Below are 19446 nucleotides of genomic sequence, written 5' to 3' on the forward strand. Positions count from 1 at the left end.
TACGGACGGGCGAGACCAGGGCAAAGTCTACCGGCGCTCCTCCGCCTCCCGTGGGGCCTCTCGGCGACGGGAGCGCGGCAGCACCCGCAGGGCGTCCCCCATGTCGGCGACTTCCAGGACCTTCATACCCGGCGGGATCTTGCCCGGATCGCCCGGTACGAGCGCGTGCGTGAAGCCCAGACGGTGTGCCTCGGAGAGCCTGCGCTGGACGCCGGTGACCCGTCTGACCTCGCCCGCGAGGCCGACCTCGCCGATGGCGACCAGGTTCTTGGGCAGGGGGGTGTCACTCGCGGCCGAGGCCAGCGCCAGCGCGATCGCGAGGTCCGCCGCCGGCTCGGAGAGCTTCACACCGCCCACCGTCGCGGAGTAGATGTCCCGCTTGCCGAGCGCGCTGATCCGCCCGCGCTGCTCCAGCACCGCCAGCATCATCGAGACCCGGGAGGTCTCCAGGCCGGAGGTGGTCCGGCGGGGGGAGGGGATCTGCGAGTCGACGGTGAGGGCCTGGACCTCGGCGACCAGCGGACGGCGGCCCTCCAGGGTGACGGTGAGGCAGGTGCCCGGGACCGGTTCGGCACGCCGGGTCAGGAAGAGTCCGCTCGGGTCGGCGAGGCCGGTGATGCCCTCGTCGTGCAGCTCGAAGCAGCCGACCTCGTCGGTGGCGCCGTAGCGGTTCTTGACGCCCCGGACGAGACGCAGCCGCGCGTGCCGGTCGCCCTCGAAGTGCAGGACGACGTCCACCAGGTGCTCCAGCAGCCGGGGGCCGGCGATCGCGCCGTCCTTGGTGACGTGGCCCACGAGGAGGGTCGACATGCCCCGCTCCTTCGACGCGCGGATCAGCGCCCCGGCCACCTCCCGCACCTGGGCCATGCCGCCGGGCGCGCCGTCGATCTCGGGGGAGGCGACCGTCTGCACGGAGTCCAGGATCAGCAGCGACGGCTTCACCGCGTCCAAGTGGCCGAGGACGGCGGACAGATCGGTCTCGGCGGCGAGATAGAGGTGGTCGTCGAGGGCGCCGATGCGGTCGGCACGCAGCCGGACCTGGCTCGCCGACTCCTCGCCGGTGACATAGAGGGTGCGGTGCTCGTCGCTGGCCGACTTGGCCGCCACGTCGAGCAGGAGGGTCGACTTGCCGACGCCGGGCTCGCCGGCCAGCAACACGACCGCGCCGGGGACCAGGCCGCCGCCCAGGACGCGGTCCAGCTCGGGCACGCCGGTCGTCCGCGCGGTGGCCTGGCGGCCGTCGACCTGGCCGATCGGCACCGCGGAGGTGGTGACGCGGCCGGGAGCCGTCGTACGGACCGCGGGCGCGCCGTACTCCTCGATCGTCCCCCAGGCCTGGCACTCGGCGCAGCGCCCGAGCCACTTCGCCGTCTGCCAGCCGCACTCGGTGCAGCGGTACGACGGTCGGTCCTTCGCGGTCTTGGTACGGGTGGCCATGCGGAAACCGTAGCCCCCACCACTGACAGCGGGACCGGGGAGGCGCAGGTGACGGGTGTGGGTGGACCGGTCTCAGCCACGCCCGGTGAGGAACGAGCCACGGAATAACAGGTTCCTGTCCCCTTATGAGGGATCGTTTCACCCGTACGGATTAAAAGTGCTCAAGCCGCAAGAAGGGGCCATACGCCGCCGCCTACGGTCGCACGGGTGATGAGCAGCAGTCCGGAGACCTCGACCCGCACGACCGGCGCACACCGGGCGCACCGGGAGGCGCGTACGGCGCGTGATCGTACGGCGGCGCGCGCGCTGGCGCAGCGACCGCCGGCGCGTTACGAGCCGTACCTCGACGGGCTGTTCACCTACTGCCTCTCGGTGCTGTGCGACCACGACGCGGCCACCACCGCGCTCGGGGACGTCCTCGCACTCGCCGAGCGGCGCGGGCAGCGCGTCCCGGAGGCCGCCGGCGACCGCCGGGCCTGGCTGTACGCGCTGGCCCGCTGGGCGTGTCTGCGCGGGCTCGCCCAGGCCAAGCAGAAACGTCAGGCCCACCACGCGGCGGGCCGCCACATCGCCCCCGACCCGCCGGCCGTCACCGAGGTCCAGGAGCAGCGGCGCCGCGAACTCGCCCTGCTCGCCTGGCCCGAGGCGGCCGGTACCACCCCCGAGCAGCGCGAGGCGCTCGAACTCGCCGTCCGCCACCACCTCGCCGCGCAGGAGGTCGCCGCCGTCCTCGGCATGGACCTGGCGGGCGCCCGTGAGCTGCTCGCCTCCGCCGCCTGCGAGGTGGAACGCACCCGCGCGGCCCTCGCCGTCGTCGAGACCGGCGGCTGCCCGAGCGTGTCCCACCTCACCGGGGACAGCCAGCTGGTGCTCAGCAGCGCCCTGCGCCGCGAACTGGTCCGGCACGTCGACGACTGTCCGCGCTGCCGCCGTACCGCCGAGCGCGCGGCCCCCGGGCGGTGGCCCGGCGCGATGACCACGCCCGCCGAGCTGCCCGTCCTGGAGGCGCCCCGTGCGGCCCTGCACATGGCCATGGCCCACCAGCCACGCGCGCGTGGCGCCGCCGTTCCGCGCTTCGACCGGCGCGGTTTCCCGATGGACCCCAAGGACCACGCGGCCCGCCGCGACCGGCTCCGCGCGCGTGCCGTCACGACGACCGTCGTCGCCACGGTCGTGGCCGCGCCGGTGCTCGCCCTGTGGGCGGCCTACCGGGGCTCGCCGGCGGGAGAGGCCCACGACGGGCCGTCCGCGACCGCGCGGGAGGCCGCCGGCCCCGACGCGCTCGACGGCGACCGGACCGGGGGCTACGAGAACGCCGGCAATGCCAGCACCAGGCCCGGGCCGCGCCTCGGGAAGGACGGCAAGGCCGACGTCTCGGTGGAGGTGATCAGCGTCGCCGGGGCGGACCGGAAGGCGACCGGCGCGGGGCACCTCGCGGTGACGGCCGCCAACGACGGCGACACCACGCTGATCACGCTCGCGGCGTCCGGGGACGCGCCGGTGCGGTGGTCGCTGTCCACCCCGGCCGGGTGGCTGTACTTCTCGCGATCCGCAGGAACGCTACAGCCGGGCGAGTCGTCCACGATCAAGGTGTACGTCGATCATCTGCGGGAGCCGGCCGGGCACTGGGGGGCGCGGGTGGCGGTGGCGCCGGCGGGGGCGGTGGTGTCGATCGGCGGGTACGGGATGGCTCCGCCGTCGCGCCGGGGGCCCAAGCCGCCTGGCGGGGGGCCGGGGCCGACGGCGACGGGGTCGGCGTCCGCCGAGCCGACACCGCCGGTCAGCGAGCCGCCGACGTCGGCTTCGCCCACGCCGACCGCTTCGGACACGGGGGCGCCTCCGACGGAGTCGGCCTCGCCGACGGAGAGCGAGAGTGCGGGGGCGTCGGCGAGTCCGTGAGGGGGGAGGGGGCTGCGGTGCGGTGGTGGGTGCGGCAGCGTCGTGGCTGGTCGCGCCCACGCGGCGGTCGCCGCACATCAAATGCGGCCCCGCGCCCCTGACGGGGCGCTTCCGCGGGCGTCAGTTCTGAGGATCCGCCGGATGGGGTGCCAGCAGCGGGAGCTGGCCAGCCAGGCGCGCCTCGCACAGCTCCACCAGGCGGTCGTAGCCGGCCTTGCCCATCAGTTCGGTCAGTTCCGGGCGGTAGGAGACGTAGACCGGGTCGCCGGCGCCGTGGGCGGAGGTCGCCGAGGTGCACCACCAGTGGAGGTCGTGGCCGCCCGGGCCCCAGCCCCTGCGGTCGTACTCGCCGATCGAGACCTGGAGGACGCGCGTGTCGTCGGGGCGGTCGATCCAGTCGTAGGTGCGGCGGATCGGGAGCTGCCAGCAGACGTCCGGCTTGGTCTCCAGCGGCTCGCGGCCCTCCCGCAGCGCCAGGATGTGCAGCGAGCAGCCCGCGCCGCCCGCGAAACCGGGGCGGTTCTGGAAGATGCAGGAGCCGTTGAAGGGGCGGGTCTGGCGGGAGCCGTCCTCGTCCTCCGAGGTCCAGCCGTTGCGGGTGCCCTCGTCGTGGTGCTGCCAGATCTCCGGCGTGAGCCTCGACACGTGATCGGCGACCCGCTTCTCGTCGTCCTCGTCGGAGAAGTGCGCACCCAGCGTGCAGCAGCCGTCGTCCGCGCGGCCCGCCTGGATGCCCTGGCAGCCGCTGCCGAAGATGCAGTTCCAGCGGGAGGTCAGCCAGGTCAGATCGCAGCGGAAGACCTGCTCGTCGTCTGCCGGATCAGGGAATTCCACCCATGCGCGCGCGAAGTCGAGGCCCTTCTCGTCCGCTGCGAGAGCCTGCTGCGACGTCTTCGACGGCTTCGGTGACTTCACCCGCGAAGAACCGTCGGCAGATTGGGCGCCCTTGTGGTCCTTCGTCTTTTTCGTCTTTGGCACGCGTCCAGGGTAAGTCTCCCGGGACCGGTTCGGGGACGGCTCCAAGGACAGGTTCCCGCCCAGGTGGCAGTAGCGTTCCGTCCATGAGACTCGGTGTCCTCGACGTGGGATCCAACACGGTGCATCTGCTGGTGGTGGATGCGCACCCCGGCGCCCGCCCGCTGCCGGCGCACTCGCACAAGGCGGAATTGCGCCTTGCCCAACTCCTCGACGGCAACGGGGCCATCGGCCCCGACGGGGTCGAGAAACTGGTCGACGTCGTCCGGGATGCCCTGCAGGCCGCCGAGGACAAGGGCGTCGAGGACCTGCTGCCGTTCGCCACGTCCGCCGTGCGCGAGGCCACCAACGCCGATGACGTGCTCGCGCGCGTGAAGGCCGAGACGGGCGTCGAGCTGCAGGTCCTCACCGGGGCCGAGGAGGCCCGGCTGACCTTTCTCGCGGTGCGCCGCTGGTTCGGCTGGTCCGCAGGGAAGCTGCTGGTCCTGGACATCGGCGGGGGTTCTCTGGAGGTCGCGTACGGCATCGACGAGGAGCCGGACACGGCGGTCTCGCTGCCGCTGGGCGCGGGCCGGCTCACCGCCGGCTGGCTCCCCGGCGACCCGCCGACCTCCGACGACATACGGGCACTGCGTCGCCATGTACGCGCCGAGATCGCGCGGACGGTCGGCGAGTTCAGCCGCTTCGGCGCCCCCGACCACGTGGTCGCCACGTCCAAGACCTTCAAGCAGCTGGCCCGCATCGCCGGCGCGGCCCGCTCCGCCGACGGCCTCTACGTGCAGCGCGAGCTCAAGCGGGGCTCCCTGGAGACCTGGGTCCCGCGGCTGGCGGCCATGACCACGGCCCAGCGGAGCGCGCTCCCGGGAGTGTCGGAGGGGCGGTCCGGCCAGCTGGTGGCGGGTGCGCTGGTCGCGGAGGCCGCGATGGACCTCTTCGAGGTGGAGAACCTGGAGGTCTGCCCGTGGGCGCTCCGGGAGGGCGTCATCCTGCGGCGCCTCGACCACATGGGATCGGCGTAGCCCGGCAGGGGCGCCGACGCGACCCTGGTCACAACGGCGAGCAGGCGCCCCCTTCCCACCCGGCCCCACCCCGTAACCTGTCCCTCGTGGCAAAACCAAGGGACGTCGTCCGCATCCCGGATGCGAAGGTCGCGCTCTCCACGGCCTCCGTCTACCCGGAGTCGACGGCGACGGCCTTCGAGATCGCCGCACGCCTCGGTTACGACGGCGTCGAGGTCATGGTGTGGACCGACCCGGTCAGCCAGGACATCGAGGCCCTGCGCAGACTGAGCGACTACCACCGCATCCCGATCCTCGCGGTGCACGCCCCCTGTCTGCTGATCACCCAGCGGGTCTGGTCCACCGACCCCTGGGTCAAGCTCCAGCGCGCCCGCGCCGCCGCCGAGAAGCTGGGCGCGAGCACGGTCGTCGTACACCCCCCGTTCCGCTGGCAGCGCCAGTACGCCCGCGACTTCGTCGAGGGGATCTGGCGGATGGCGAACGAGACGGACGTGCGGTTCGCGGTGGAGAACATGTACCCCTGGCGCTACCGCGACCGCGAGATGCTGGCGTACGCCCCCGACTGGGACGTCACCAAGGACGACTACCGGCACTTCACGATCGACCTCAGCCACGCCGCGACGTCCCGCGCCGACGCCCTCGCCATGGTCGACCGGATGGGCGACCGGCTCGGCCACGTGCACCTCGCCGACGGCCGCGGCTCCGCCAAGGACGAGCACCTGGTGCCCGGCCGCGGCACCCAGCCCTGCGCCGAGCTGCTGGAGCGTCTCGCGCTCACCGGCTTCGACGGGCATGTCGTCATCGAGGTCAACACCCGGCGCGCGATGTCCGGCGCGGAGCGCGAGGCCGACCTCGCGGAGGCCCTGGCCTTCACCCGCCTGCACCTGGCCTCGGCGCTGAAGGTGCCCCGCCGATGACGGGTACCGAGAACGGCAGCACAGACGCGGGTGCCGGTACCCGTCGCCGCGGCCGGCCCCCGCGTACCGAGTCGGCCGGCACCCGGGACCGTATCCTCGTCGCCGCCCGCGAGGAGTTCTCCGAACGCGGGTACGAGAAGACCTCCGTACGCGCCATCGCCAAGGCGGCCGGTGTGGACTCCGCACTGGTCCACCACTACTTCGGCACCAAGGACCAGATCTTCGAGGCCGCCATCTCGGTCGCCTTCGCCCCCGCGCTGAACGCGCCCGCCGCGATCGCCGACGGCCCGCTGGACGGTGTGGGCGAGCGCCTGACCCGGTTCATCTTCGGCGTCTGGGAGAACCCCGCCACCCGTACGCCGCTGCTGGCGATCGTCCGCTCCGCCGTCAACAACGAGGCCGCGGCCACCGTCTTCCGCCGCCTGATCGCCGCCCAGCTGCTGCGCAGGATCGCCGGACAGCTGGACCTCCCGGACGCGGAGCTGCGCGCCGAGCTGGCGGCTGCCCAGCTGGTCGGCTGCGCGATGCTGCGCTATGTGATCAGGGTGGAGCCGCTGGCGTCGGCGGACCTGGAGCAGATCGTGCGCCGGGTCGCCCCGGTGGTGCAGGGGCATCTGACCGGGCCGTGACCTGCACCGCTGAGATCTGTGTCCCGCATTCCGGACACCTCGTCCCGAGGCCTGAACAACGGGCGTACGCTCAATAGCAGCCCTATCTGTCTGAAGGAGCGAGCGACGATGCCCGAGCTGAGGTCCCGCACAGTCACCCACGGCCGCAACATGGCGGGCGCCCGCGCCCTTATGCGCGCCTCCGGTGTACCCGGCGCGGACATCGGCCGGAAGCCGATCATCGCCGTCGCCAACTCCTTCACCGAGTTCGTGCCGGGTCACACCCACCTCCAGCCGGTCGGCCGGATCGTCTCCGAGGCGATCAAGGAGGCGGGCGGCATCCCGCGCGAGTTCAACACGATCGCCGTGGACGACGGCATCGCGATGGGTCACGGCGGCATGCTGTACTCCCTGCCCTCCCGCGACCTGATCGCGGACTCGGTCGAGTACATGGTCGAGGCGCACTGCGCCGACGCCCTGGTCTGCATCTCCAACTGCGACAAGATCACCCCGGGCATGCTCATGGCCGCCCTGCGCCTGAACATCCCGACGGTCTTCGTCTCCGGCGGCCCCATGGAGGCCGGCCGCGCGACCCTCGTCGACGGCACGGTCCGCACCCTCGACCTGATCGACGCCATGGTCGACGCGGCCAACGAGAACGTCTCCGACGAGGACGTCCTCAAGATCGAGGAGAACGCCTGCCCGACCTGCGGCTCCTGTTCCGGCATGTTCACCGCCAACTCGATGAACTGCCTGACGGAGGCGATCGGCCTCTCCCTCCCCGGCAACGGCTCGGTCCTGGCCACCCACACGGCCCGCAAACAGCTGTACGTCGACGCGGCCACCACGGTCATGGACCTCACCCGCCGCTACTACGAGCAGGACGACGACACGGTCCTGCCCCTCAACATCGCGACCTTTGCCGCGTTCGAGAACGCCATGGCCCTCGACATCGCGATGGGCGGCTCCACGAACACGATCCTGCACCTGCTGGCCGCGGCCCAGGAGGCGGGCGTCCCCTTCGGCCTGGAGGAGATCAACGAGGTCTCCCGCCGGGTCCCCTGCCTCGCCAAGGTCGCCCCGAACGTCGCGAAGACCCGCACGTACTACATGGAGGACGTGCACCGGGCCGGCGGCATCCCCGCCCTCCTCGGCGAACTGCACCGCGGCGGCCTCCTCAACGAGGACGTCCACTCCGTCCACAGCCCGTCCCTCGCGGACTGGCTGAAGACCTGGGACGTGCGCGGCGGCTCCCCGTCCCCCGAGGCGGTCGAACTCTGGCACGCGGCCCCCGGCTGCGTCCGCTCCGCCGAGGCCTTCTCCCAGTCCGAGCGCTGGGAGGCCCTGGACGAGGACGCGGCGGAAGGCTGCATCCGCAGCGTCGAGCACGCCTACTCCAAGGACGGCGGCCTCGCGGTCCTCAAGGGCAACCTCGCCGTCGACGGCTGCGTGGTCAAGACGGCCGGCGTCGACGAGTCGATCTGGACCTTCGAGGGCCCGGCGGTCGTCTGCGAGTCGCAGGAGGAAGCTGTCGAGAAGATCCTCAACAAGCAGGTCACGCACGGCGACGTCGTCGTCATCCGCTACGAGGGTCCCAAGGGCGGCCCCGGCATGCAGGAGATGCTCTACCCGACGTCCTTCCTCAAGGGCCGCGGCCTCGGCAAGTCCTGCGCCCTGATCACCGACGGCCGCTTCTCCGGCGGCACCTCCGGCCTCTCCATCGGCCACGCCTCCCCCGAGGCGGCCTCCGGCGGCACCATCGCCCTCGTCGAGAACGGCGACCGCATCCGCATCGACATCCCGGGCCGTTCCATCGAGCTCCTCGTCGACGAGGCCGAACTCGCCCGCCGCGAGCAGGCCCTCAACGGCGTGTACGCCCCGAAGAACCGCGAGCGCAAGGTCTCGGCCGCACTCCGCGCCTACGCCGCCATGGCCACCAGCGCCGACAAGGGCGCCGTCCGCGACGTGTCCAAGCTGGGCTGACCCCCACCCGCCGCAGCACCCGCAGCGGCGCAGTGCCGTAGCGCCTCAGGGGCCGCCTCCCACACGGGAGGCGGCCCCTTCGCCTTCGCCCCGCCCGCCGTCACCAGCCGGCCGGATCACCCGCGTCCACGGCGAAGACGGTGCCGTCGGGGGCGGTGGCGTAGATGTGGGAGGCGAGGATCATGGGGGCGGGCACCGAGGTGGCGACCCCGCCCGAGCCGGTTCCGAAGCGGGGCGAGGTCTGCCCGGCGACCTTTCCGCTGTGCGCGTCCACCGCGATGAGCCGCCCGTCGGCAGCGGAGAAGTACACCTGGCGGTCGTCGGCGACGGGTGTAGAGCCCCGGCTCACCGAAGTCTCCAGATGCCAGGTGCGCCTGCCCGCGCCCACGTCGACGGCGTCCAGCGAACCGGTGGCGGCCAGCACATAGACCACGCCGTCGTGCAGGCCGGCCTGCGCGTCCGCGCGCGGTGTGGGCAGCTTGACGCGGTGTGTGGCCCCGGACGCCGGGGTGTAGCGGACCACGGCATCGGTGTCGCCGTACACCGGATCGGTCGCGAGCAGGAAGACCGCCCCGTCCTGCGCGCCGACCGGCAGCAGCAGGCCCTGCAACCGGGTGTCCCACCGTACGTCTCCGGTGGCCGGATCGACGGCGGCGAGCCGGGTGCTGGTGCCGTCCGCGGACGTACTGGTCACAAACGCCGACGACGGGTCCGAGGAGAAGAAGTCGATCCGCTGGATGCCGTGCCCGCCGGTCGGCCGGCTCCACTTGGTGGTGCCGGTCGCGCTGTCCACCCCGGTGACCGTGCCGTCCGCGCCCGCGAGCAGGAGCATGTCGCCGGCGTACTTCATCCCCTTGTTCTCGGGCAGGTCGTGCTGCCACCGGGTCCTGCCCGAGTCCGGATCGAGCGCCGTCACGTGCCGGACCCCGTCGGTGACCAGCTGGACGAGCCCGGCGGAGAGGACCGGGGGCCCGCCCCAGTGGGCGTCCGCGACGGTGTGCCGCCAGAGCACGGCACCTGTCACCGGGTTCAGGGCGAAGGCCGTGGACGCCTCGGTGCAGAACAACTTCCCGTCACCGGACGCGCATTGCGGGGTGGACGCGTCCTTGGTGACCGGGTTCGCCTGCCAGGCGGCGAAGGCGGCGGACGTGGTCCCGGGATTGCCCTCCCGCGGCTGCGGGGTGCTCCCGGCGACCCACTGGACCACGGCCGCGACCGCGCCCAGCGCGAGAACCACGGCACCCGTGGCCATGGCGGCGCGTCTGCCGAGGCGCGGCCTGGGCGCCGACTGCAGATCCTTTCCCTTTTCCTTCTCCGTCTCCTCCGACGGTTTCGGCTTCGCCGCGTCACCGGTGTCCTCACCGGGCTCACCAGTGACACTGACCCGCTGCGCCGGTATGAACGCCTGCGTGTCGTACGACGCCGACAACGACCGCAGTCCCCGCATCAGTTCGTCGGGCGTCGGCCGGTCCTCCGGCTCCTTCGCGAGACAGCGCAGCACCAGCGGAGCGATCTCCTCCGGCACACCGGTGATATCGGGCTCGTCGTGCACGACCTGATAGGCGACGACATACGGACTGTCGGAGTCGAACGGCCCCCGCCCGGTCGCCGCGTGCACCAGCACCGACCCCAGCGCGAAGATGTCGGCCGCGGGCCCCACTTCACGCGGCCGCCGGAACTGCTCCGGCGCCATGAACGGCGGGGTACCGATCAACTTCCCGGTCTCGGTCCGCAGTTCGCTGTCTTTCGGCCGGGAAATACCGAAGTCGATGACCTTGGGCCCGTCCTCGGCGAGCAGCACATTGCTCGGCTTGAGATCCCTGTGCACCACGCCGACCCGGTGAATGTCGCGCAACGCCTCCGCGAGCCCCGCCATCAGCCGGCGCAACTGGGCAGGGGGCATGGGCCCGTTCCGCTTCACATGCTCGGCGAGGGTCGGACCGGGGATGAAGAGGGTGGCCATCCAGGGCCGCGCGGCCTCGGGATCGGCGTCCACGACGGGCGCGGTGAAGGCACCGCTGACCTTGCGGGCGGCGGCCACCTCCTGCCGGAAACGGCCCCTGAACTCGCGGTCCTTGGCGAACTCGGCGTGTACGACCTTCACGGCGATCTTCAGCCCCGAGGTGCTGCGGGCCAGATGGACCACGCCCATGCCACCGGAACCCAGGCAGGATTCCAGGCGGTAGTGCCCGGCGTACTCGGGAAGTTCCGCTTCCGCGCCCGCTCCGGTGTTGCGCTGTGGCGTCAAGGGACCACCCCCGTGCTGGTTCCGCGGAGCGCGACGCACGGAGCCTAGTCGATGACTCGTGCGATACAGAGGCGGCTTGCTAGCCTCCGCGTGCGAGTTACGCACATGTGTTTCGTGGCTCGATCGCGGGGAATCAACGGGACTCCATGGCACTCATGGGTCCAGTGGGGGGAGCACCACATGTCTGTCGAGCACGCGCAGGAAGCCGAGAGCAGTGGCGAGGAAGAGGCCGTCACGACCCTGGCGGCGTCCGTGCGCTACTACTCGGTCGCCCCGGGCGTCCGCCTGAACGTCCGCAGCGGCCCCGGCACCAGTTACGACGTCACCCGCGTCCTCCCCGAGGGCGCCAAGGTCCCGATCTACTGCCAGACGCCCGGCACGACGGTGTCCGGGTACTACGGCACGTCCAAGATCTGGGACAACATCAGCAACGGCGAGTTCGTGTCCGACGCCTACGTCAACACCGGCAGCGACGGCTACGTGGCCGACCGCTGCTCCTGATCCGGTCCAGGAGACTGGGATGACTCCCCTAAGACGCGCTTCCGTCCTTCTCGCGGGCTCTGCCGGAGCCTTCCTCATGGTCCTGGGGTCGGCCTCGGTCGCCTCCGCCGTGACGACGTACGCGACCGCTCCGGGCGTCCGCGTGAACGTCCGCAGCGGCCCCGGCACCAACTACACCATCACCCGGACCCTCGTCGAGAACACCAGGGTCCCGATCTTCTGCCAGACGCCGGGTACGACGGTCTCCGGCTACTACGGCACCACCAACATCTGGGACAACATCGACAACGGCGAGTACGTGTCCGACGCCTACGTCAACACCGGCAGCGACGGCTACATCGCCGACCGCTGCGCCTGACCGGTCACCCGACCCCGTTCCGGAGCCCGTGGGCCCCCGGCGCCATAATCGTCCCGTGAGCGACGAACCAGGCACCCCGGACACCTCCGCGGGCTCCACCGGCGGCCCCCGCCCGGAGCCCCTCCGTTTCTTCGGCACGTCCTGGGTGAACCACGACGACCGCTACACCGCCCGCCGGATCGGCGTGGCCGTCGGCTCGCTCGCCGCCGCCGTCGTCTCCTGCCTGGTCCTCCGCCTCGCGTACGAGGGCGTGCAGCTGGCCGACACCGGATCCTTCGTGACCGTCCTGGTCGTCGCGATGTTCGCCATCTGCAGCGCCCTGGCCTTCCGGCACACCTGGGAGTCCTTCGGCAAGCGCCCCGACCTCGACCGCCAGGCCTCCCTCCGCGGCCTTCTCGCCATCGGCTTCGTCGGCTCCCTCCTCGCGTACTTCTTCCGCTCCCTCGTCGAGGCCCCCGGCGAGAAACTCCACCGCGCCGAGTACGAGACCGCCGTCCAGGAACACGAGCGCCGCTCCACCCGCCGCTCGGGCGACCCGTCGAAGAAGAAGCGGAAGCGCTGAGACCGTCGGCGGGGGCGGGCACACCCGCCCCGCGGAAATCTCCTGTCGCCGCCGCTCCGCCCCCGAGGACCATGGCCGCATGACCACAGGCCAGTCGCACCTCCCGAACCCCACCCGCTCCCACGCCGCCCGCGCCCACTCCTTCAACGCCGCGGCGGCCCAGTACGCCGCGAACCGCCCCTCCTACCCGTCCGCCCTGCTCGACGCCGTCGAGGAGGAAGCCGGCCGCTCGCTCACGGGCGCCCGGGTGGCCGACGTCGGCGCGGGTACCGGCATCGCGACCGCCCTCCTGCACGCGCGCGGCGCCGACGTGGTCGCGGTGGAGCCGGGGGAGGGCATGGCGGCGCAGTTCCACGGCACGCTCCCCGACGTCCCGATCGTCCGCGGCAACGGCAACGCCCTTCCCCTCGCCGACGACACCGCCGACTTCCTCACCTACGCCCAGGCCTGGCACTGGACCGACCCCGCCCGCTCCGTGCCGGAGGCGCTCCGGGTGCTGCGTCCCGGCGGTGCGCTGGCGCTGTGGTGGAACACGAGCGCCCTGGACGTCGACTGGATCGCCGACTCCTCCGCCCGTATCAGCCGCTTCTTCGGTATCGACGTCAAGGCCGAGCAGAGCAAGGGGACCGACCGCACGGACCTCGCCGACCCCAGCGGGGCGCTCCGCTTCAGCCGCCGCGTGGTCCGCTGGAGCCGCCGGGTTCCCCTCGACACCCATCTCGCCAACATCTCCAGCCACTCGGCGTTCCTCGTCACCCCCGAGGAGCGCCGCACCGCCTTCCTCGCGGAGGAACGCGGCCACCTCCTGACGGTCTTTCCGGACGGCGTCGTCGAGGAGACGTACGACGTGCTGCTTCTCGTAGCCCTCAATTCCTGAGCGATGCCCTTGCCGAGCCGGCCTGGCGCAGTCGTTCGGGTGCGGGTGGGTGGGGGCTGGTCGCGCCCACGCGGCGGAGCCGCACATCGATACAGCCCCGCGCCCCTGAAGGGGCGCTGCAGTCGCCGCCTCGCGCACACCCCGCCCCTTGACGACCCCCACCCCCCGGAGCATTATTCATCGCATGATGAATTACGCGCCGGAGCCGTCCGAGGCCGCCGGCAACTCAGCCCTGCCCCCTGCCGTCCGAGCCGCCGGACTCACCGCCGTCCGTGGTCCCCGCACCGTGCTCCGCGGCCTCGACTTCACCGTCCGCCGCGGTCAGATCACCGGCCTGCTCGGGCCCTCCGGATGCGGCAAGTCGACCCTGATGCGGTCGATCGTCGGCACCCAGGCGAAAGTCAGCGGCACGCTCGACGTCCTCGGCCACCCCGCCGGACACCCCACCCTGCGCACCCGCATCGGCTACGTCACCCAAGCCCCCTCCGTCTACGACGACCTGAGCATCCGCCAGAACCTCGACTACTTCGGCGCCGTCCTCGACCCCACCCGCCCCACCTCCGAGCGCCGCGCCGATGTCGAACGCGTCCTCGGCGAAGTCGACCTCACCAGCCACGCCGACGCCCTCGCCGGCAACCTCTCCGGCGGCCAGCGCAGCCGCGTCTCCCTCGCCGTCGCCCTGCTCGGCACCCCCGAGCTCCTCGTCCTCGACGAACCCACCGTCGGCCTGGACCCCGTCCTGCGCCGCGACCTCTGGCACCTCTTCCACTCCATCACCGCCGACCGCGGCGCCACCCTCCTCATCTCCTCCCACGTCATGGACGAGGCCGAGCGCTGCCACCGCCTCCTCCTCATGCGCGAGGGCGAGATCCTCGCTGGGGGCACCTCCCGGCCGGAGGCTGGGGGAGACACCCCCGAGGACCTGCGCACCCGCACCGGCTCCGACACCGTCGAGGCGGCCTTCCTGCACCTCGTCGACGAAGCCGCCGCCCAGTCCCGCACGAAGGAAACCGCCCGATGAGCACCCAGCCGGCCACCACGGCCGCCGCCCCCGTCAGCGCCCTCAACCTCTCCCGCACCACCGCCACCGCCGCCCGCGTGCTGCGCCAGCTCCGCCACGACCCCCGCACGATCGCGCTGCTGCTCCTCATCCCCTGCCTGATGCTGGTCCTGCTCCGCTACGTCTTCGACGGCAGCCCGCACACCTTCGACAACATCGGCGCCTCGCTGCTCGGCATCTTCCCGCTCATCACGATGTTCCTGGTGACCTCCATCGCCACCCTCCGCGAACGCACCTCCGGCACCCTCGAACGCCTCCTCGCCATGCCCCTCGGCAAGGCCGACCTCATCGCCGGCTACGCCCTCGCCTTCGGCATCCTCGCGATCATCCAGTCCGCCCTCGCCACCGGCCTCGCCATCTGGCTGCTGGGCCTCGACGTCACCGGCTCCCCCTGGCTGCTGCTCCTGGTCGCCCTGCTCGACGCCCTGCTCGGCACGGCCCTCGGTCTCTTCGTCTCGGCCTTCGCGGCCTCCGAATTCCAGGCGGTCCAGTTCATGCCCGCGGTGATCTTCCCCCAGCTCCTCCTCTGCGGCCTCTTCACGCCCCGCTCCGAGATGCACCCCGCCCTCGAAGCGGTGTCGGACGTCCTTCCCATGTCCTATGCCGTCGACGGCATGAACGAGGTGCTCCACCACACCGACATGACCGCCACCTTCGTCCGGGACGTCCTGATCGTCGCCGGCTGCGCCCTGCTGGTCCTGGCCCTGGGAGCGGCGACCCTGAGGCGCCGCACGGCATAGCGCCGCCGGCACGTCCCGCCCACCGGACAACCACCCCGCCCCCCTCACCCCGGTGCGAAACTGAACCGCATGAGTCAGAAAGTCGCAGTCCTCGGCACCGGCAAGATCGGCGAAGCCCTGCTCAGCGGAATGATCCGCGCCGGCTGGGCGCCTGCCGACCTCCTGGTCACCGCCCGCCGCCCCGAACGGGCCGAAGAACTCCGCGCCCGCCACGGAGTCACCCCGGTCACCAACGCCGAGGCCGCGAAGACCGCCGACACCCTGATCCTCACGGTCAAGCCGCAGGACATGGGCACCCTCCTCGACGAACTCGCCCCGCACATCCCCGCCGACCGCCTCGTCATCAGCGGCGCGGCGGGCATCCCCACCTCCTTCTTCGAGGAGCGCCTCGCCACCGGCACCCCGGTCGTCCGCGTCATGACGAACACCCCCGCCCTCGTCGACGAGGCGATGTCCGTCATCTCCGCCGGCAGCCACGCCACCGCCGCCCACCTCGCCACGGCCGAGGAGATCTTCGGCGCCGTCGGCAAGACCCTCCAGGTCCCCGAGTCCCAGCAGGACGCCTGCACCGCCCTCTCCGGCTCCGGCCCGGCGTACTTCTTCTACCTGGTCGAAGCCATGACCGACGCCGGCATCCTGCTCGGCCTGCCCCGCGACAAGGCCCACGACCTCATCGTCCAGTCCGCGATCGGCGCCGCCGTGATGCTCCGCGACAGCGGCGAACACCCTGTCAAACTCCGCGAGAACGTCACCTCGCCCGCCGGCACCACCATCAACGCCATCCGCGAACTGGAGAACCACGGCGTCCGGGCCGCCCTCATCGCCGCCCTCGAAGCCGCCCGCGACCGCAGCCGCGAACTCGCCACCGGGAAGAAGGACTGACACCCACCCGAGGGGGCGGTGGCTAGACCGCCGCGGCCGCCACGATCTCCTTCGTGGTCAGCACCCGCGCGAAGCCGCCCCCCTGCAGGGACACCGCCGACGCCTGCGCCAACTCCTCCGCGGTGCGCCGCCAGCCGAACGGCCCCGTCAGATCGAACGTGTGCGTCGCGTCGTAGGCCACCAGCACGTCGTACCCGAGATTCCCGCCCATCCGGGCCGTCGTCTCGACGCACATGTTGGTCTGGATCCCGGCCAGCACGATCTGCCCGGCGCCCTGCCCCGTCAGCCAGGCCCCCAGATCCGGCGACCCGAGAAAGGCCGAGTTCACGGACTTCGTGACCAGCAGCTCGGCGCCACCGCCGCCGGCAGCCCCCTTCCCCCTCCTCTCCTCCACGTACTCCTTGAAGTCGTTCCCCTCCTGACCCGGCCGCAGCGGCGACCGCGGATTCACCGAGTCGTGCCGGACGAACACCACCGGCCGCCCGGTCTCCTGCCATACGTCGACGAGCGCGGCGATGTTCTCATCGGCCCCGGGGTTGTTGCGCGGCCCCCAGAAGCCGAGCTCCTCGAAGCCCTTCTGCACGTCGACGACCACAAGGGCCGCATCGGCGGCGACAGCGAGCTGCTTGCCTTCCGTGTTGTCTCCCATGGCCACGATCCTGCCGCCGGGACCCGGCTCGCCCCAGACGGGCAGAAGCCAGCGATCGATGGTTTACTGCCAGCCATGCCGCCACCCGCGCCCGCCACGCCGACCGAGGCTCCCGCGCAGCGCATCGCCCTCGTCGCCTTCCCCGGCATCCGCGCCTTCGACGTCTCCGTCATCACCGAGGTCTGGGGCACCGACCGCACCGACCGCGGCGCCCCCTCCTTCGACCTGCGCAGAGCCGCCGTCGACACCACCACCCCCATTCCGATGCGCGGCGGCCTGGCCCTGCACCCCGACCGCACCCTCGCCTGGCTCGACCACGCCGATCTCATCGTCGTCCCCGGACTCGACGAGCACCTCGCACCCGCACCCACCCCCGTTCTCGACGCGCTCCGCCGTGCCCACGCCCGCGGCACCACCCTCGCCGCCCTCTGCGGCGGCGCCTTCACCCTCGCCCAGGCCGGCCTGCTCGACGGCCGCCACGCCATCACCCACTGGAACCTCATCGACCTCCTGCGCACTCGTCACCCCCAGGTCACCGTCGTCCCCGACGCCCTCTTCATCGAGGACGACAACATCTGGACCGCCGCCGGAACGGCAGCCGGCATCGACCTCTGTCTCCATCTGGTCCGGCAGGCCCACGGCGCCGAGGCCGCCGCCACCATCGCCCGCTCGATGGTCACCGCCCCCTTCCGCACGGGCACCCAGGCGCAGTTCATCGAGCACCCCACGCCCCGCGCCGACCGCGACGCCGACACCCTGGCGGCCGTACGCGAACACGCCCTGCGTCGGCTGCACGAACCACTCACCGTCGCCGACCTCGCCGCCCACGCCGGAATGTCACCGCGCAGCTTCGCCCGCCACTTCACCGCGGAAACCGGCACGACCCCGCTCCGCTGGCTCCTCGACCAGCGCATCGCCGCAGCGCAGAAACTCCTCGAACGCACCGACCTGCCCATGCCCGAGGTCGCCCGCCGGGCCGGCTTCGGCAGCGAGGTCACGATGCGCCAGCACTTCGCATCGCGCCTCGCCACCAGCCCCCGCGCCTACCGCGCCGCGTTCAACGCGGGCTCGGCCGCCACCGACTCCGCGAAGGCGCCGGGCGGCAACAGCCCGATCGCCCGGTAGGCGGTATCGACGATCGGCCGGGCGATCGCCCGAGCCTTCTCCGCCCCATGCCGCAGCACCCCCTCCACATATCCCGGATCGGCACACAACTCCTTGTGCCTGGCCCGCACGGGCCTGAGCACCTCCAGCACCGCCTCCGCGGTGGCCTGCTTCAGAGCGCCGTACGAATCGTGAACGGTTGCCAGTGACTCAGGGTTCCCACCTGTGCACGCAGCGAGAATCTCCAGCAGGTTCGCGATGCCGGGCTGCTCCTCCCGGTCGTAGACGACCTCGCGCCCGCTGTCGGTCACGGCCCGCATGACCTTCTTCCGGATCACGTCCGGCTCGTCGAGCAGATAGACGATCCCCGGCCCCGAGTCGTCGCTCTTCCCCATCTTCGACGTCGGATCCTGCAGGTTCATCACCCGCGCCGCCACCGCCGGCACGGTCGCCTTCGGCACCACGAACGTGTGCCCGTACCGCTGGTTGAACCGCACCGCCAGATCCCGCGTCAGCTCCACGTGCTGCGCCTGGTCGTCCCCGACCGGCACCTCGTCCGCCCCGTACGCCAGGATGTCCGCCGCCATCAGCGCCGGATAGGTCAGCAGGGACAGCCGCACACCCCGCCCCCGCACCCCCTCGCTCGCGACCTTCTCCCTGTACTGGATCATCCGCCGCATCTCCCCGTCGGCGGCTACGCACTCCATGACGTACGACAGCCGGGTGTGCTCGTCGACATGACTCTGTACGAACACGGTGCACAGCTCGGGATCCAGTCCCGCCGCCAGCAGCAGCGTCGCGGCCTGCCGGGTGAGTCTGCGCAGCCGGGCCGGATCGTGGTCCACGGTCATGCCGTGCAGATCGACGATGCAGAACAGCGCGTCGGACTGGTGCTGGTCCACCGCGGCCCACTGGCGCATGGCCCCCAGGTAGTTCCCCAGTGTCAGGTGCCCGGTCGGCTTGATCCCGCTGAAGACCCGTGTCATTCCCTCTCCACCTCCTGGTCGAGGCCGCCGTCCCGGGCGGCCGGCCCTCAGGGGTTCTGGAGGGAGATACGCGAACGGCCGCCGAGGCGGCGGCCGTTGAATACGTACGTGAGCGCGGCCGCCGTCAGGCGGGCCACCACTGCTGGGTACACGTACGCGTAGTCATGGCGTCCACCTTACGCCCGCGGGGTGCCGTCCGGCGTTGAGTTGACACACCCCAACCGGATACGTACTGTTCTCCGAGTTGTTCGACGTGAGCGCCGACTCCGGTCGGTCCCCGGACAGCCATTCCGCAAGTACCTACCGGCAATCGACGCCATGTCGTCGTGTTGCTTCGGCATGTGCTGTGCGAAATGAGGAATCCACGTTCGAAAGGACGCGGCCCCCGATTAGCTCGGAGGCCGGGAATCCGCTAAAGTCTCACTCGTCGGAACGGCCCAACAGCCGGGAAGGCGACCCCCGCTGACTGGGAATCAGACGCCGAAAGGATCTGATAGAGTCGGAACCGCCGGAAAGGGAAACGCGAGAGCGGAAACCTGGAAAGCACCGAGGAAATCGGATCGGAAAACGGTCTGATAGAGTCGGAAACGCAAGACCGAAGGGAAGCCCGGAGGAAAGCCCGAGAGGGTGAGTACAAAGGA

At 71.7% G+C, this 19446-nt stretch carries 18 protein-coding genes; 13 read left to right on the forward strand and 5 right to left on the reverse strand.

Annotated features, from left to right (window positions below; all coding sequences use genetic code 11):
• Positions 1 to 27: 27 nt before the first annotated feature.
• Positions 28 to 1437, reverse strand: coding sequence for a DNA repair protein RadA (radA, locus tag ACFZDK_RS14575; RefSeq protein ID WP_365679870.1), 1410 nt, complete (start codon positions 1435 to 1437; stop codon positions 28 to 30).
• A gap of 207 nt (positions 1438 to 1644) precedes the next feature.
• Between radA and ACFZDK_RS14580 the strand changes: the two genes are divergently transcribed.
• The gene (locus tag ACFZDK_RS14580) at positions 1645 to 3336 is read left to right on the forward strand and encodes a hypothetical protein (protein ID WP_390972455.1); all 1692 of its coding nucleotides are present in this window, start codon (positions 1645 to 1647) and stop codon (positions 3334 to 3336) included.
• A gap of 120 nt (positions 3337 to 3456) precedes the next feature.
• On the opposite strand, the gene ACFZDK_RS14585 is transcribed toward ACFZDK_RS14580, so the two are convergent.
• On the reverse strand, positions 3457 to 4251 hold the full coding sequence (locus ACFZDK_RS14585; RefSeq protein ID WP_390972538.1) for a hypothetical protein: 795 nt from the start codon (positions 4249 to 4251) through the stop codon (positions 3457 to 3459).
• 146 nt (positions 4252 to 4397) lie between these two features.
• Between ACFZDK_RS14585 and ACFZDK_RS14590 the strand changes: the two genes are divergently transcribed.
• The 4 genes from ACFZDK_RS14590 (at position 4398) to ilvD (ending at position 8838) form a co-directional block, all read left to right on the forward strand.
• Positions 4398 to 5330, forward strand: a complete 933-nt coding sequence (locus tag ACFZDK_RS14590) for a Ppx/GppA family phosphatase (RefSeq protein ID WP_390972457.1) — start codon at positions 4398 to 4400, stop codon at positions 5328 to 5330.
• A gap of 86 nt (positions 5331 to 5416) precedes the next feature.
• On the forward strand, positions 5417 to 6247 hold the full coding sequence (locus ACFZDK_RS14595; RefSeq protein ID WP_390972459.1) for a TIM barrel protein: 831 nt from the start codon (positions 5417 to 5419) through the stop codon (positions 6245 to 6247).
• Positions 6244 to 6876 (forward strand): TetR family transcriptional regulator, encoded by a 633-nt coding sequence (locus ACFZDK_RS14600; RefSeq protein ID WP_390972461.1) that lies wholly within the window; start codon positions 6244 to 6246, stop codon positions 6874 to 6876. Before ACFZDK_RS14595 ends, ACFZDK_RS14600 begins: the two co-directional genes overlap by 4 nt.
• Before the next feature lie 108 nt (positions 6877 to 6984).
• Positions 6985 to 8838 carry a dihydroxy-acid dehydratase gene (gene ilvD / locus ACFZDK_RS14605; RefSeq protein WP_390972463.1) on the forward strand — a complete coding sequence of 618 codons (1854 nt, stop codon included), beginning with the start codon at positions 6985 to 6987 and terminating at the stop codon, positions 8836 to 8838.
• 100 nt (positions 8839 to 8938) lie between these two features.
• On the opposite strand, the gene ACFZDK_RS14610 is transcribed toward ilvD, so the two are convergent.
• On the reverse strand, positions 8939 to 11086 hold the full coding sequence (locus ACFZDK_RS14610) for a PQQ-binding-like beta-propeller repeat protein (protein WP_390972464.1): 2148 nt from the start codon (positions 11084 to 11086) through the stop codon (positions 8939 to 8941).
• 180 nt (positions 11087 to 11266) lie between these two features.
• Here ACFZDK_RS14610 and ACFZDK_RS14615 point away from each other — a divergent pair, with 180 nt between their 5' ends.
• From ACFZDK_RS14615 to proC, 7 genes are all read left to right on the forward strand, one after another.
• Positions 11267 to 11587 carry an SH3 domain-containing protein gene (locus ACFZDK_RS14615; protein ID WP_390972465.1) on the forward strand — a complete coding sequence of 107 codons (321 nt, stop codon included), beginning with the start codon at positions 11267 to 11269 and terminating at the stop codon, positions 11585 to 11587.
• A 76-nt stretch (positions 11588 to 11663) separates the two neighbouring features.
• Positions 11664 to 11945, forward strand: coding sequence for a peptidase (locus tag ACFZDK_RS14620; RefSeq protein WP_390972466.1), 282 nt, complete (start codon positions 11664 to 11666; stop codon positions 11943 to 11945).
• A gap of 55 nt (positions 11946 to 12000) precedes the next feature.
• Positions 12001 to 12507, forward strand: coding sequence for an EamA/RhaT family transporter (locus ACFZDK_RS14625; RefSeq protein WP_390972468.1), 507 nt, complete (start codon positions 12001 to 12003; stop codon positions 12505 to 12507).
• A gap of 79 nt (positions 12508 to 12586) precedes the next feature.
• The gene (locus tag ACFZDK_RS14630; RefSeq protein WP_390972470.1) at positions 12587 to 13384 is read left to right on the forward strand and encodes a methyltransferase domain-containing protein; all 798 of its coding nucleotides are present in this window, start codon (positions 12587 to 12589) and stop codon (positions 13382 to 13384) included.
• Positions 13385 to 13568: 184 nt separating this feature from the next.
• On the forward strand, positions 13569 to 14405 hold the full coding sequence (locus ACFZDK_RS14635) for an ATP-binding cassette domain-containing protein (RefSeq protein ID WP_390972472.1): 837 nt from the start codon (positions 13569 to 13571) through the stop codon (positions 14403 to 14405).
• Positions 14402 to 15184 carry an ABC transporter permease gene (locus tag ACFZDK_RS14640; RefSeq protein ID WP_390972474.1) on the forward strand — a complete coding sequence of 261 codons (783 nt, stop codon included), beginning with the start codon at positions 14402 to 14404 and terminating at the stop codon, positions 15182 to 15184. Before ACFZDK_RS14635 ends, ACFZDK_RS14640 begins: the two co-directional genes overlap by 4 nt.
• Positions 15185 to 15253: 69 nt before the next feature.
• Positions 15254 to 16066, forward strand: coding sequence for a pyrroline-5-carboxylate reductase (gene proC / locus ACFZDK_RS14645; protein WP_355727886.1), 813 nt, complete (start codon positions 15254 to 15256; stop codon positions 16064 to 16066).
• Positions 16067 to 16088: 22 nt separating this feature from the next.
• Here the strand turns inward: proC and ACFZDK_RS14650 are convergent, their stop codons facing one another.
• Complete coding sequence (locus tag ACFZDK_RS14650) at positions 16089 to 16715, reverse strand: isochorismatase family protein (protein WP_390972477.1); 627 nt, start codon at positions 16713 to 16715, stop codon at positions 16089 to 16091.
• 75 nt (positions 16716 to 16790) lie between these two features.
• Here ACFZDK_RS14650 and ACFZDK_RS14655 point away from each other — a divergent pair, with 75 nt between their 5' ends.
• Positions 16791 to 17840: a helix-turn-helix domain-containing protein gene (locus tag ACFZDK_RS14655; RefSeq protein WP_390972479.1), complete on the forward strand. Its 1050-nt coding sequence runs from the start codon at positions 16791 to 16793 to the stop codon at positions 17838 to 17840.
• On the opposite strand, the gene trpS is transcribed toward ACFZDK_RS14655, so the two are convergent.
• Entirely contained in the window at positions 17759 to 18805 is a 1047-nt protein-coding gene (gene trpS / locus ACFZDK_RS14660) for a tryptophan--tRNA ligase (protein ID WP_390972480.1), read from the reverse strand. The genes ACFZDK_RS14655 and trpS overlap by 82 nt on opposite strands.
• Positions 18806 to 19446 lie beyond the last annotated feature (641 nt).

It is taken from the genome of Streptomyces sp. NPDC007901 (assembly GCF_042959465.1).
GTDB lineage: Bacteria > Actinomycetota > Actinomycetes > Streptomycetales > Streptomycetaceae > Streptomyces.

Coding starts and splice junctions, on each gene's coding strand:
- ACFZDK_RS14620 (WP_390972466.1), top strand. CDS start 11,664: ATGGTCCTGGGGTCGGCCTCGGTCGCCTCCGCCGTGACGACGTACGCG.
- ACFZDK_RS14615 (WP_390972465.1), top strand. CDS start 11,267: ATGTCTGTCGAGCACGCGCAGGAAGCCGAGAGCAGTGGCGAGGAAGAG.
- ACFZDK_RS14630 (WP_390972470.1), top strand. CDS start 12,587: ATGACCACAGGCCAGTCGCACCTCCCGAACCCCACCCGCTCCCACGCC.
- ACFZDK_RS14635 (WP_390972472.1), top strand. CDS start 13,569: ATGATGAATTACGCGCCGGAGCCGTCCGAGGCCGCCGGCAACTCAGCC.
- ACFZDK_RS14590 (WP_390972457.1), top strand. CDS start 4,398: ATGAGACTCGGTGTCCTCGACGTGGGATCCAACACGGTGCATCTGCTG.
- trpS (WP_390972480.1), bottom strand. CDS start 18,805: ATGACACGGGTCTTCAGCGGGATCAAGCCGACCGGGCACCTGACACTG.
- ACFZDK_RS14655 (WP_390972479.1), top strand. CDS start 16,791: ATGCCGCCACCCGCGCCCGCCACGCCGACCGAGGCTCCCGCGCAGCGC.
- proC (WP_355727886.1), top strand. CDS start 15,254: ATGAGTCAGAAAGTCGCAGTCCTCGGCACCGGCAAGATCGGCGAAGCC.
- ilvD (WP_390972463.1), top strand. CDS start 6,985: ATGCCCGAGCTGAGGTCCCGCACAGTCACCCACGGCCGCAACATGGCG.
- ACFZDK_RS14650 (WP_390972477.1), bottom strand. CDS start 16,715: ATGGGAGACAACACGGAAGGCAAGCAGCTCGCTGTCGCCGCCGATGCG.
- ACFZDK_RS14640 (WP_390972474.1), top strand. CDS start 14,402: ATGAGCACCCAGCCGGCCACCACGGCCGCCGCCCCCGTCAGCGCCCTC.
- radA (WP_365679870.1), bottom strand. CDS start 1,437: ATGGCCACCCGTACCAAGACCGCGAAGGACCGACCGTCGTACCGCTGC.
- ACFZDK_RS14600 (WP_390972461.1), top strand. CDS start 6,244: ATGACGGGTACCGAGAACGGCAGCACAGACGCGGGTGCCGGTACCCGT.